The sequence below is a fragment of the Shewanella sp. UCD-KL12 genome (assembly GCF_001957125.1).
In the GTDB taxonomy this organism is placed as follows: Bacteria; Pseudomonadota; Gammaproteobacteria; order Enterobacterales; family Shewanellaceae; genus Shewanella.
Map to the genome: position 1 here is coordinate 1 of NZ_MPHJ01000024.1, position 13,623 is coordinate 13,623.

9 protein-coding genes and 1 pseudogene are annotated in these 13,623 nt (G+C 42.0%); 5 read left to right on the top strand and 5 right to left on the bottom strand.

The genetic code is table 11. The features are described from left to right. A pseudogene (locus BM736_RS23360) lies at positions 1 to 181 on the top strand (alpha-amylase family glycosyl hydrolase); the annotation flags it as partial. Positions 182 to 677: 496 nt separating this feature from the next. Here the strand turns inward: BM736_RS23360 and BM736_RS23365 are convergent. Together BM736_RS23365 and BM736_RS23370 are read right to left on the bottom strand one after the other, a co-directional pair. Further along, positions 678 to 1,916 carry a malic enzyme-like NAD(P)-binding protein gene (locus BM736_RS23365; protein ID WP_076416692.1) on the bottom strand — a complete coding sequence of 413 codons (1,239 nt, stop codon included), beginning with the start codon at positions 1,914 to 1,916 and terminating at the stop codon, positions 678 to 680. Positions 1,917 to 2,134: 218 nt separating this feature from the next. Further along, complete coding sequence (locus tag BM736_RS23370) at positions 2,135 to 2,974, bottom strand: outer membrane protein OmpK (protein ID WP_076416693.1); 840 nt, start codon at positions 2,972 to 2,974, stop codon at positions 2,135 to 2,137. Between the two features lie 375 nt (positions 2,975 to 3,349). Between BM736_RS23370 and BM736_RS23375 the strand changes: the two genes are divergently transcribed. Next, positions 3,350 to 4,471 (top strand): alanine--glyoxylate aminotransferase family protein, encoded by a 1,122-nt coding sequence (locus BM736_RS23375; protein ID WP_076416694.1) that lies wholly within the window; start codon positions 3,350 to 3,352, stop codon positions 4,469 to 4,471. A 1,182-nt stretch (positions 4,472 to 5,653) separates the two neighbouring features. Here the strand turns inward: BM736_RS23375 and BM736_RS23380 are convergent. After that, the gene (locus BM736_RS23380) at positions 5,654 to 7,090 is read right to left on the bottom strand and encodes an NCS2 family permease (protein ID WP_076416695.1); all 1,437 of its coding nucleotides are present in this window, start codon (positions 7,088 to 7,090) and stop codon (positions 5,654 to 5,656) included. Between the two features lie 686 nt (positions 7,091 to 7,776). Between BM736_RS23380 and BM736_RS23385 the strand changes: the two genes are divergently transcribed. After that, a complete protein-coding gene (locus BM736_RS23385; RefSeq protein ID WP_076416696.1) occupies positions 7,777 to 9,396 on the top strand; it encodes a SulP family inorganic anion transporter in 1,620 nt (539 codons plus the stop codon). Between the two features lie 226 nt (positions 9,397 to 9,622). Here the strand turns inward: BM736_RS23385 and BM736_RS23390 are convergent, their stop codons facing one another. Beyond that, the gene (locus tag BM736_RS23390; RefSeq protein WP_076416697.1) at positions 9,623 to 10,078 is read right to left on the bottom strand and encodes a heme-binding protein; all 456 of its coding nucleotides are present in this window, start codon (positions 10,076 to 10,078) and stop codon (positions 9,623 to 9,625) included. Between the two features lie 129 nt (positions 10,079 to 10,207). Further along, positions 10,208 to 10,990, bottom strand: a complete 783-nt coding sequence (locus BM736_RS23395) for an IclR family transcriptional regulator (protein WP_076416698.1) — start codon at positions 10,988 to 10,990, stop codon at positions 10,208 to 10,210. A gap of 351 nt (positions 10,991 to 11,341) precedes the next feature. Here BM736_RS23395 and bhcB point away from each other — a divergent pair, with 351 nt between their 5' ends. Continuing rightward, on the top strand, positions 11,342 to 12,316 hold the full coding sequence (bhcB, locus tag BM736_RS23400) for a beta-hydroxyaspartate dehydratase BhcB (RefSeq protein ID WP_076416699.1): 975 nt from the start codon (positions 11,342 to 11,344) through the stop codon (positions 12,314 to 12,316). A gap of 63 nt (positions 12,317 to 12,379) precedes the next feature. Next, positions 12,380 to 13,534 carry a 3-hydroxy-D-aspartate aldolase BhcC gene (gene bhcC / locus BM736_RS23405; protein WP_076416700.1) on the top strand — a complete coding sequence of 385 codons (1,155 nt, stop codon included), beginning with the start codon at positions 12,380 to 12,382 and terminating at the stop codon, positions 13,532 to 13,534. The last annotated feature ends 89 nt before the right edge of the window (positions 13,535 to 13,623 follow it).

The following is a 13,623-nucleotide window of genomic DNA, read 5'->3' on the forward strand; positions in this document are numbered from 1 at the left end:
ATTACTTGATGAACTTGGAATCTCATCCAATGCTTGGGTAACCTCAGCAAAAGAGTTTCGCCGCCAATACAGTGGTATTAGTGGTCGTTGGGATGCTATGTGTGATTTTAAAAAACAGCATCATTGTGGTCAATGGTGCAAAGGTAAGGCCAGTAGCGATGCACTTCACCCCTCGCCTTAGTCGTATATAAACTATCTACAATGGTTTGAGATAATTAGTGGCTTCGAATAAACCAAGATACTTTTTCTAATCAATGTCAGTTTGAGTTGACTCGATGCTCTAGCAAGCTTCTGTCCAAAAACATGTTAGGCGCTACATTGAACTTGCTGGCAGAGCATCTGCTGTGGGACGTGCAAGCTTCTAAATCAAGGCCAGAAATGTTCCCGACATTTCTTGGCATTTCCACCAATCCTTGGCAGTCAGAGATTTAGTAGAGCCATCAGGGATGATTTTACGGCGACTTGCAAAGGAACATAACAGATGAGCAGCATTTTATTGAAGTTGGATTATTTACTTTTAGCTGTATGAGCTACCCAAAGCGGCTTATGTCCAAAAAGAGAGTTACTTACAGTAAACTAACCAAGTATCAAACCAGCAAATATCTACTTGAAACTTGCTAGCAAGCAAGTTTCAAATAGCTGGTGGAATATTGAGATTTAATACTTAGATCTTGCACTTAGCCATAGTGCTCTGGCATCGGCAGTGCCGCAACACCTGAATCGACTGCCGCTTGTGCTACTGCTTTAGCGACTCTGTTGCACAATCTTGGATCCATTGGACGTGGGATTATATAGTCGCGGCTAAAGCTTAATGCACTTTCGCCACTGGCTTGTAATACCGATTCTGGTACCGGCTCTTTCGCTAATGAGCGTATCGCATGCACAGCCGCTATTTTCATCTCATTGTTTATCTTACGCGCTCTAACATCGAGTGCGCCTCTAAAAATAAAGGGGAAGCACAATACGTTATTAACCTGATTAGGATAATCTGAGCGACCTGTCGCCATAATAAGATCGTTTCGTACTGAATGAGCAAGCTCTGGTTTGATTTCAGGGTCTGGGTTTGAGCAAGCAAACACAATAGGCCTTGGTGCCATTTTAGATAACTGCTCAGCAGAAAGTAGATTAGGGCCTGAAACACCAATGAACACATCTGCTTCTTCGATAGCATCATCGAGGGTACGTTTATCAGTATTATTCGCAAAAAGGGTTTTGTATTCATTCAAATCTGTACGGCGAGTATGCACAATTCCTTTGGTGTCTAACATGTAGATCTTTTCACGCTTAGCGCCACATTGAATCAGTAACTCCATACAAGCAATTGCCGCAGCCCCTGCCCCTAAACAAACAATATCAGCATGACTAATATCTTTATCTTGTATATCAAGTGCATTAAGAATAGCCGCCGCCGTTACAATCGCGGTGCCATGCTGGTCGTCGTGAAATATTGGAATATTACAGCGCTCCTGTAAGGTCTTCTCAATGACAAAACAGTCTGGGGCTTTGATATCTTCAAGGTTAATCCCACCGAAGGTGTCAGCAATGCTAGCCACTGTGTTAATAAATTCATCAGCGGTATTATGAGTCACTTCTATATCAAAGGAGTCAATGTTGGCAAACCGTTTAAACAACAGGGCTTTCCCCTCCATAACAGGCTTAGAGGCCATAGGCCCTAAATTCCCTAAACCCAGTACAGCACTCCCATTGGATATCACTGCAACCGTATTACCTTTCCCTGTGTACTTGTAAACGTTCTCTATATTGTCGGCGATCGCTCGACATGGCTCAGCGACACCAGGACTGTATGCCAATGATAAGTCTTCACTTGTTTCTGCTTTGGTGGTTATTTCAACTGCTATTTTTCCTGGCGTTGGATTAGCATGATAATCGAGTGCGCGTTGTTTTAAACTGCTCATAAGTGACCCTTGGTTAATTTTATTGTTAATGACTGAAGTGCAGATAGCATTGCACCAAAACCGCTAAGGTCGCTTGGGCAAAAAACTGTTAAATATTAAGTGGGATTAATTCTGCATCCCTATTGGCGTTCATTATTGGCGTTCATTATTGGCATTGATGAAAGCGCTAGCACAAACCTGCATACTGACTAGCGCTACCTTTACCGCTGTTTAGTAAATTAGAAGCGCCATACCGCCAATAGCTGAGCGGTATTATCATCGGTGCCCTTCTCACCTAACTTGTTTTTCCAGTATTGGTACTCGATACCGACAAACAGTTGGTTAGCCTTAGTACCGAGTACTTCGCCCAGATCTAATCGAATTTGAGGCTGGAACAGGATCCAATACTCAAGATCTGTCGTACCGAAATTGTTGGTTTGCTCACGGCCATCGATATATTCTAAATGCCCCTCAATGCTCCAGCTCGTTGAACCTAGCTTGAAAGGATACGCCCATGCAAAGTCGACCATATAGCTCGACGCTTCATCGACAACTGTGAACACAGGTGACGTTGCACTGCCCCCACCTTGGTGCATATACCCAGTCACATCAATCTGAGCGAATGCAAACCCAGGAAGATCGAGTGAGAATCGCACGCCTGGTAAAATCCAGCCGCTATCCACTTCTGGCGCGAAGTTAAAACCCGCGACGACACCGATATCTTTCACTGGCCCAAAGGAAAGATCGCTACCTGTGATGGCACCTAAGCTAAAGTTTGAATACCACTCACCGTAAAATTCACTGCTATCTTCAACAGGAAAGTTAGCATCATCATTAACACTGTAGCGACTGTAATCAACGAAGAAGAAGTTATCACCGTAATCCCAACCACCGGCATGCTGGAAAGTTAGAATAGTTGTATCAGCCGTTCCACCTGTTCCTACTCGCTCTAATTCACCCAGTGCTTGAAGCTGTACTTCTGTATTGCTCCAGTTTTCTGCGGTAGCACTTGTCGTTATGAGTGCCGACGAAGCAATTAATGTTGTAGCAATAGCACTAGCAATTTTACAGAACTTCATATTCATCCCTTTTTAAATTATTTATTATATTTTAAATTCTTACCAATACTGCCATCTAACAATATTGTGTAATGACATTTATAAAACACATAAAATTAATATCACTATTAATTCCAGCTTCTACTGTTCTCATAAATAATATTTACTTAATGAATCATTCATATGTCAATAAAAGCTGTTAACGACAAATTATGTTTTAGAGAAATCTTAATTAAAATTGCAAATCCTGACATCAGTGTCAACTCAATTTTTTTACGCAATGTAGAATGGTTATTAGCATTAAATTTATCTACAGGGCATAAACTTGACACTTGTGACAGGTTTTGATATCAAATGTTAATTCAACAACACTCCCTCAAATAAAGGCATATAAAAATGAACTTTCAATCTTTTAATCCTCCTCGCAGGATATTAATGGGCCCAGGTCCTTCAGATATTAGCCCTGAAGTTCTAGCTTCACTTTCAAGACCGGTTATCGGTCATCTCGATCCGCTGTTCGTAGGCATGATGGACGAAGTGAAATCGCTACTTCAGTATGCTTTTCAAACTAAAAATGAATTTACTATTGCGCTTTCAGCCCCCGGCTCTGCTGGGATGGAAGCGTGTTTCGTCAACTTAGTAGAAGCCGGTGACAAGGTTATAGTCTGCCGTAATGGCGTTTTTGGCGATCGCATGATCCAAAATGTCACCAGAATTGGCGCTGAGGCTATTGTTGTTGATTCTGCATGGGGCCGAGCTGTTGAAGTAGACAAAGTAGAACAAGCACTTATTGCTAATCCAGATGCTAAATTTGTCGCTTTTGTTCACGCAGAAACCTCTACTGGTGCGGTTTCAGATGCTAAAACCTTGTGTGCCCTAGCCCAGCAGCACGACTGCTTAACGATTGTTGATGCGGTCACCTCTCTAGGCGGTATAGAAGTTAAGGTCGATGATTGGGGAATCGATGCTATCTATTCCGGATCGCAGAAATGCTTATCTTGCGTACCAGGCTTATCACCCATTTCGTTTAGCCAAAAAGCGGTCAATGTGATTAAAGAGCGCAAGACGGTTATCCAAAGTTGGTTTTTAGATCAGTCACTTGTAATGAGCTACTGGTCTGGAGATGGTAAGCGTAGTTACCATCATACTGCACCAGTGAACTCACTATATGGCTTACACGAATCACTCGTACAACTGCAAAACGAAGGCCTTGAAAACCGTATTGCACGTCATAAAGCGCAGCATGAAGCGCTTGCCAAAGGGCTAGCTAAACTAGGCATTAAGTTCATCGTCCCTGAAAATGAGCGCCTACCTCAGTTAAACGCTATCTACATTCCAGAAGGTGCTGACGATGCCAAAGTACGTAACTACCTACTCAATAAGTACAACTTAGAGATAGGGGCAGGCCTTGGCGACCTCGCAGGTAAAGCATGGAGAATTGGCCTAATGGGCTATGCAGCAAGAAGTGAAAACGTCACTTTATGTCTTGCCGCCCTAGAAGATGCCTTGAATCAGTAAGCACTAGTTAGTATTAATGAGTGACAAAGTAGCCGCTTGCGTTTCCACAATGCGAAAACAAAAGCGGCAATTTACGACGATAAAACCATAATGCGAGACACAAGTTGGGCCATATCTTGAACGTTTAGTGAAACCGTTTTTAATATTAGTGAAGCTTTTCTGTTATTAATCGCGCTGCATTTTGCGCTAGTTTAATAGAAAAACAAACCAGGTAGTCACTAACTAATCATTTAAAAAGTCATCTGAAAAACCATCTTAGTTACTATTCCCAAACAGTTCAAAACCAAGAGAAAACAGTTAAACATTAATCGACAGATATTGACTTAATAATGTCAACCATTACTTTGCCATAATATATCACCTCACCATTATTATTACCACTTAATACAAATCAGATTTCACACCTAAAAAGTTATTATTCATACCTATCTCACAACCTAGTAGAGATAATTAATGCAAACCCTATAATCAACGTTATTCATTCCGTAGTTAATACTTTAACAACACACAAATACCAATACACAAAAACCAATATTCTAGGCTTATTTAATGGTTAATAAACTGATAGTCATGCAGAAGATTTAAAATTAGGGGGGAACAGGTATAAATGTGGCTCTTAACTAATTATCATTTTTCACTGGTTTATCGCGCAGATATAATTATGCAAACTTTTATTGAATTAGTCCTCATTTAGCTGGTCCTCATTTGCCTAGTTCTCACTTGACGAGTGCAATCGTGCTATTCCTATTCATGAAGCTTTTATTCGCACAATATCTACTTTTGCTAACCTACTCTTGCTAAACCTATTGGTGCTAAAGCAAAGTGACTAAACGAAATGACTAAGCTAATTGTGATAAACACAAGTTACAAAGCATTCGCCTATGCATTCACCACTGAATACTCATGCGAAAGTTCGTCAGTAACTGGCCCAGCTGTGAGTTCACATATGCCTTACCATACATAAAAGTACCACTCACTTGTCTGCGCTTTGATTAGTATTGAAGCCTTGATTGAAGCCTTGATTGAAGCACTTGATTTAAAAACTTAATTAAAACATTTGATTAAGGAACTTTCAAAGCAGTAGCGGGGAGATGGCTTAATCGAAAGATACTCGTTTTGAATAGGCATAAAAAAACCCTTCATAGGAAGGGTTTAAAAACAATATTCGACTATAACGATCTTTTAGTTAATAAAGATAAACTTAGCAACAAACAGTGCTGTTAGTGCCCAAACACCCTTTGATATTTCGCTAGACTTACCTGCACCTACCTTCAATACGGTATAAGTGATAAAACCAAACGCTATACCATTAGCAATTGAGAAGGTAAATGCCATCATAATCGTGGTACATACCGCAGGGGCATACTCGGTCAGGTCGTTCCAATCAAGCCCTCTTAATGAACTCATCATCAGCATAGCAACGTAGATAAGCGCGCCATCAACTGCAAAGCCAGGTAGCATCTGTGCTAACGGCAGGAAGAACATACCAACAGCGAACAGAAGACCGATAACAACGGCAGTAAGACCTGTACGGCCACCAACTTCAACACCTGCAGCAGATTCAACATAAGAGGTAACTGGCGGACAACCAAAGCCTGTACCAATAACAGATGCAAGTGAATCTGCTTTTAATGATTTACTTAACCCTTCAATCTTACCATTTTCATCTTGTAGGTTAGCGCGCTCAGCTACTCCCATCAGGGTACCGGCGGTATCGAAGATATTTACAAATAGGAAAGTCACAATGACCGGAATGAGTGCCACTTGGAATGCACCGGCGATATCAGCTTTCCATAGGATAGGCTCAAGCGCGGCAAACTCAGGTACCGCCATAATACCGTTATAACTCACAAAACCAGATGCTGGAGCAAACGACTTAGCAGCTTCTGATACGACAAAGAAATCAGTCGGGAGTAACCAAGTCATGGCAAAAGCAATCAATGTTGTTGTAGCGATACCGATTAAGATCCCCCCAAACACTTTTCGGTAACTCAATACTGAGATAAGTAGGAAGCTTAAAAATCCAAGCGCAGGTGCTTCAGGGCCAAATTGGCCAAAGCCAAAATGAGTTAGATCGGCGAGTGCTAACGCATTATCAGGATCTGAAACTATGATCCCGGTAAAGCGCAGGCCAAGAAAGCCAAGAAACAGACCGACACCAGCCGTCATCGCTAAACGTAGACTTAAAGGAATGCTGTCTAGCATCCACTCTCTGAGTCGGGTCACACTCATAAAGACAAACAGCACACCAGAGAGGAATACCGCACCGAGCGCTATCTCCCAACTGTAACCCATGCCACCAACCACTGAAAAGGTGAAGAAAGCATTAAGCCCCATCCCTGGTGCAAGGCCAACAGGCCAGTTTGCATAAAGGCCCATCATAATCGTAGCAATGGCGGCACCTAAACAGGTAGCAAGGAATAATCCATCAAATGGCATGCCTGTTTTCGACATAATGATGGGATTTAAAAACATAATGTATGACATGGTCACGAAGGTGGTTAAACCTGCCATTAGTTCTGTTTTTACTGTTGTTCTATGCGCAGAAAGTTTGAAGAGTCGCTCTAATAAGCCACCTGGTTTTTCTGTTTTATCGTATGTTTCACTAACCTGTTCCATAACTACAGTACTCTTGTTGATTGAAAAATAAGGCCATTTTTTTGTATTTTTAAAATGTGACCTGTTAGATGCTGACCCATTTAACAAAAGGTAATACCAGCTGCGGCTATTTATAGAAAGAGGCTGTGTTGGACCCAATTTCTGTGTAGCTCATTCAATAGAGCATAATTAAAAGCTAATGTTAACTATAAAAATTCATTTTAATTTCACAATGTGAAAACATTTAAATGAGCTTGTTTCACAATCAAAAAGAGGCAGGTTTAAACTGGTCAATAAGTATTCAGCCATTCAAGTAAAGGATGAAACGAGACTGTGCATACGAGTTTAACTTGTGATCTATGTTGAGTGATAATTAACCACAAAAGCAATAACTAGCAGGGTTTGAAGGTGTGGAGAGTCTTTATTTATTTTGGCTTATTTCAACTTATCTAGCAGAAAACACTGGTTGGCAATGACTTTATCTGGGGCTAATTAGCTGGTTGCATATACAAGAGCCTATCGCTATTTGGGATTTGCAACTCGTTCTTGGGTAGATTAGATTTCACATTGTAAAAACTGCCAATATATGATTTTTTGGTGAATCATCCCTGCCCTGTTATTATTGATCTATATCAAGTTTCTAAACTATCAAATGAGTATTCGAAAGAACTCATGCCAGATAGACAAGAGTATTAAATTAGGTCGCTATGCTTTCTTTGTCTCACTTCAATCGACGTACCATTAAAGGCGATGTGTTTGGCGCACTCACCTCCACCATTGTGGCTCTACCTTTTGCACTTGCATTTGGTGTCACATCAGGGGCTGGTGCAAGTGCTGGAATATATTGCGCGATCATCACAGGTTTATTTGCGTCACTATTTGGCGGCACTAACCAGCAGATCTCAGGCCCAAATACCGGCTTGACCGTGGCAATGGTGGCCATATTAACCAGTTTTGTGGCTCAATCTCCTGAAAATGGTATTGCCGCAGCGTTCACAGTGGTCAGTTTAGCTGGACTATTCCAGATGCTGTTTGGCTTTTTCAAGCTAGGTAAGTATTTCATCTTGGTCTCATACCCTGTGATTTCAGGCTTCACGTCAGGGATCGGTATTTTAATTATATTATCGCAAATAGAACCATTGTTTGGCGCCTCTATCACTGAGCTGCCTATTTCACTGACAATGTTCAGTAGTACTAATACATTAGTGGGTTTAGCCTGCTTAGCGGTACTCTTTATTTGGCCCCAAAAGTTCAGTCATGTCATACCTGCCAGCATCATTGCTGTTATTGGCGCTACCGCTTTTTATCTCTTTAGTGGTGAATCGATACCCGTAGTCGGTGCCATCTCCAGTGAGCTACCATCGCTTAACCTGCCAGTCTGGGATAGTACATTAGCAGGTGAAATGATTAAGTCAGCCATGCTTATCGCGACATTAAGCACATTGGATTCATTAATGACCTCACTGACAGTTGATACCATCAGTAATGACTTTCACGACTCAGATCAGGAATTGGTAGGCCAAGGAGTTGGTAACTTTGTCGCTGGACTTTTTGGTGCACTGCCCGGTGGTGGCGCCACAATGCGTACAGTGACGAACTTAAGAGCAGGCGGTACCACACCATTATCAGGCATACTGCACGCGCTATTTATCTTAGCCATCGTGCTATGGGCGGGTGAATACACGGCTTATATACCCGTTGCAGTGTTAGCAGCAATATTGACTCATGTTGGGATCAGTATTATTGATTGGAGCTTTCTAAAGCGTATTCACCAGATCTCCCCTTTCAGCGTTGTTTTGATGATTTCGGTGATGGTCATGTCCGTCATCTTTGACCTAGTGACAGCCGTGCTCGTTGGGGTATTTATTGATAACTTAGTCACGATTCGGCGCTTATCAGAAATTCAGCTCGACAACATCAAGTTGTGTACGGCTAAAGATGCTGTGCATATGTCAAATGAAGAGAGACAGTTATTTGAAACTATGGATGATAGCGTGCTGCTACTAAACATTTCGGGCCCCATCGGGTTTGGTGTGGCGCGCGGACTGAAACAATGCGTATCGACAGCCGATCAAAATAAAACCTTATTGATAGATCTCTCTGACGCTAGATTTGTTGGGATCACCAGTACCATAGCGATTGAAGAGATAATTGTCGGTTATCAAGATGAAGGGCAAGAGATCATTTTGTCGAATGTGTGCGACCGAGTTCGTAAGGATTTTAATAAAATAAAACTCCTCGATAAAATATCAAGCGATCATGTCTTTACTACCAGGATAGATGCGCTGAACTATTTACAACAAAAATTACAGCAAGCACCGCAGTAATAGCTTGAGAAATAGTTACAGTAAAAATAGTGTTAAGGCATGCTAAATCGTACTTAATTCCACAAAACCCTAGTACTGCATCGAGAGCTTAAAATAGCACGCTTGAATCAGTGTACCATCTCAAGTTGGTACACTTTTATTACCAGCTGATGTTTCTGAGCTAGTGTTTCCAATCTACTATTTAAAAAATAACTATTAGAAAACTAGTGACATCAAGCACTGGTACTTACAGCATATTTTGATTGTAACTTGATGATGAGATGCGATTAAAAGTATCAACGCCTGCTTGAGCACAGTCTAAATCTTGCCTTGGCGAGCCAGAGCTCACGCCAATACCGCCTATTACCACACCATCATAGGTAATAGGTAGGCCACCACCAACAATACACATACGACCGCCCAACGCGGTATGTATGCCAAACAAACTATTATCGTCACCAGGTACACACGCTTTGTTAACTTCGTGGGTTGCTTTTCTTGCCGATGCCGCGGTAAAGGCTTTATCTTGTGAGAGAGTGATACTGTGTATTTTACCGCCATCCATGCGTTCAAAGGCGATCAAACTCCCTGACTCATCGACAACTGAAATACACATAGGTACCCCAAGTTTGGCCGCTTTTTGCATTGCCCCATCTATGATTAATTTAGCTTCTTTTCGGTTTAATCGGTTTATGGTTAACATCTCTCCCCCTATCTTAATTATTATTCTATGAATGCCTTGTTAGATAAGCCTTGCTCGGCTTATCTATCGTTGATTAGTTTTCTGTTTTTAAGTGGCTATCTATATTTAAATGGTGATTGAGAGCTCAACTTATGCTTGATTGCCAAGGTAACCAAGCTCAGCGGATAGCGCCTTACCAGCGGCCATTAGGTCGTTTAGCCACTCATCTCTTCGTCTATCGATTGGTGCAGAAACAGATAATCCTGCAACAACTTCTCCGTATCTATCGTAAAGCAGCACACCGATGCAACCCACTCCGATCTCGGCTTCCTCATTATCAAAAGCAAAACCTTGCTCAGCACACCCCATACACTCTTTCACCAGATCGTTCAGCGATGAAAACGTATTGCGTGTATAAGTTGGTAAATTGGTACGTTGGGCATAGCCTTTAATGCCCTCCTCGCCCTCCATACCTAGCATCATCTTACCGACACCAGTTACGTGCAAAGGCGCTCGGCTGCCTATCATCTGTTGAACATGCATCATCCGATTGGGTATGGCTTTTTCAACATAGATAACCACATCACCTTCTCTGGTTGTTAGATTGATGGTTTCGCCAAATTTATCACGCAACTTTTCCATGTAAGGCACGGCCACTTTACGAAAATCGACACTATTGTTTGGATAATTACTCAACCTTAATAGCCTGCCACTTAGCAGGTACTTGCCCTTGTCATCTCTTTCTACGAACCGGTTATCAATCAGTGAATGCAAAATACGAAAGGCGGTAGAAGGCGCTAAATTGGTATCGGCGCTCAGCGCTTTTAACGTGACTGGCATAGAGTAGCGTGAAATAGCATCGAGCAAGGTTGCCGCTCGATCTATTACCTGAATTCGAGGCTGAGCTTTAGTGTTAGCTTTGGTTGTATTCATTATTATTTTGACTCCGATAACAGCGCTAATGTCGAATATAAATCTAAATCTACAATAAAACCAAACCCCAGCTGATGCAAATCAATTTCACATCATGAAATCACATAGGTGCATTTTGGAATTGTTTGGCTGAAGACAGCTAAATCACTGCTTAGTGGTACTTTACGCTATAAAGAAAACCAATTAATTCCACATTACGAAATTCAAAGCCGTTGCAGGCCATTCATGGTTTCCATAGAGTGAAATTTATCAGCAATGATTAAAGCATTCATTTAAGTGGGTAAGTATGCACCTTTAGCTTTAGTCAATTGAAATAACTAACACCGGTATTATTAGTCTTGAGAGGAAACTATGAGCAATGAAACCCCATCGGCAATGACCATTCCAACCTATGATGATGTGCTGATTGCCCATGAACGAATCAAACCATACATTCATGAAACACCGGTTCTTACCTCTCGCTTCTTAAATGAGTTAACTGGAGCGGAACTGTTTTTTAAATGCGAAAACTTACAAAAAGCAGCAGCCTTTAAAGTACGTGGTGCCTGTAATGCCGTATTTGGTTTGACCGATGAAAAGGCCCAAATCGGTGTGGCAACTCACTCGTCAGGCAACCATGCGCTTTCGCTATCCTATGCAGCCGGTCAACGTGGCATTGAGGCGACGGTGGTAATGCCACGTACCGCACCTCAAGCTAAAAAGGATGCCGTTATTGGTTACGGCGGCACTATTGTGGAATGTGAGCCGTCAACGAGCTCACGAGAAGCCGTTTTTAATGAAGTTGTAGCCGCCTCTGGCGCTGATTTTGTGCACCCTTACAACGATCCACGGGTTATAGCGGGACAAGCTACGTGCTCAAAAGAGTTAATTAGCCAAGTTGATAACCTAGATACTGTAATAGCACCAATTGGTGGGGGTGGCATGATATCGGGTACCTGCTTAACACTATCAACTATCGCGCCTGAAATTAAGATCTACGCAGCAGAGCCTGTCAATGCAGACGATGCCGCTAGATCATTTAAAGCTGGATATATCATCGCCGATGATGCGCCTAATACGGTAGCTGATGGCCTAAAAGTGCCCTTGAAAGATTTGACTTGGCACTTCGTTAAAAACCATGTCACCGATATTTTAACCGCAACAGAAGATGAAATTGTGGCTGCAATGAAGCTTGTTTGGCTGCGTATGAAACTTATCATCGAACCGAGCAGTGCAGTGTCATTGGCAACCATTATCAAAAACCCTGAGATCTTTAAAGGTAAACGCATCGGCATAATTATTACCGGAGGTAACGTCGATTTAGACAAACTGCCTTGGATAAACTAATCGATTATTGCGCAATTGGAAACACAACACATATTGAAATAACGAAAATAGATGGAGAGAAGGATGACAACGTTAACAACAAATGATTTAGAAGTGGGTTACGACGTACCAGCACTACCTGGTATGGCAGAAGCTGATATTCAAACTCCCTGCTTGGTCGTCGACCTTGACGCATTAGAGCGTAATATCAAAACCATGGGTCAGTTTGCCAAAGAGATGGGGGTTCGCCATCGCGTTCACGGCAAGATGCACAAATCTGTTGATATTGCCCTACTTCAAGAAAAATTAGGTGATAGCTGTGGTGTGTGTTGTCAAAAAGTATCAGAAGCTGAAGTTTTCGCCCGTGGCGGTATTAAGGATGTATTAGTTTCAAACCAGGTTCGTGATCCTGCCAAAATTGATCGCCTAGCACGTTTACCAAAATTGGGTGCGCGTACGCTTTGTTGTGTTGATGATATTGATAATGTCGCCGAGCTTGCCGCTGCGGTTAAAAAGCACAATACAGAAATTGAATGTTTAGTCGAAATTGACTGTGGTGCGGGTCGCTGTGGTGTCAGTGAAGGTCAACCAGTTGTTGATATCGCTAAAGCTATCGCTGCAACGCCAGGCCTTAAGTTTGCTGGTATTCAGGCCTACCAAGGTGCAATGCAGCACATGGAAAACTTCCTTGAGCGTAAAGAGAAAATTGATATCGCCAGCAACATGGTTGCACGTACGGTCGATATGCTGAAGGCAGAAGAATTGGAATGTGACATCATCGGTGGCGGTGGTACAGGTTCTTACTACTTCGAAGGTAACTCTGGCGTGTTTAATGAGCTTCAGTGTGGTTCATACGCGTTTATGGATGCCGATTACCAGCGTATTCACGATAAAGATGGCAATAAAATTTCAGAATTTGAAAACTCACTATTCATTTTCACCTCAGTAATGAGTCATACCAAATCTGATAAAGCAATTTGTGATGCAGGACTTAAAGCACAATCTGTAGACAGTGGCCTGCCCTATATTTTTGGTCGTGATGATGTTGAGTACATCAAGTGTTCAGATGAACATGGTGTCATTTCAGATCCAACTGGCGCGCTAAAAGTGAATCAAAAACTCAAGCTAGTTCCAGGTCACTGCGATCCAACCTGTAATGTTCATGACTACTACGTTGGTGTTCGTAACGGTAAAGTTGAGACGCTCTGGCCAGTATCTGCACGTGGTAAAGCTTACTAGGCTTTATCGCATTATCACTACTATTAATTAAAACCGTTTTACAGAAATATTAGTTTAGAAACATGAGTTAAACAGTTTCACGTTTCTCT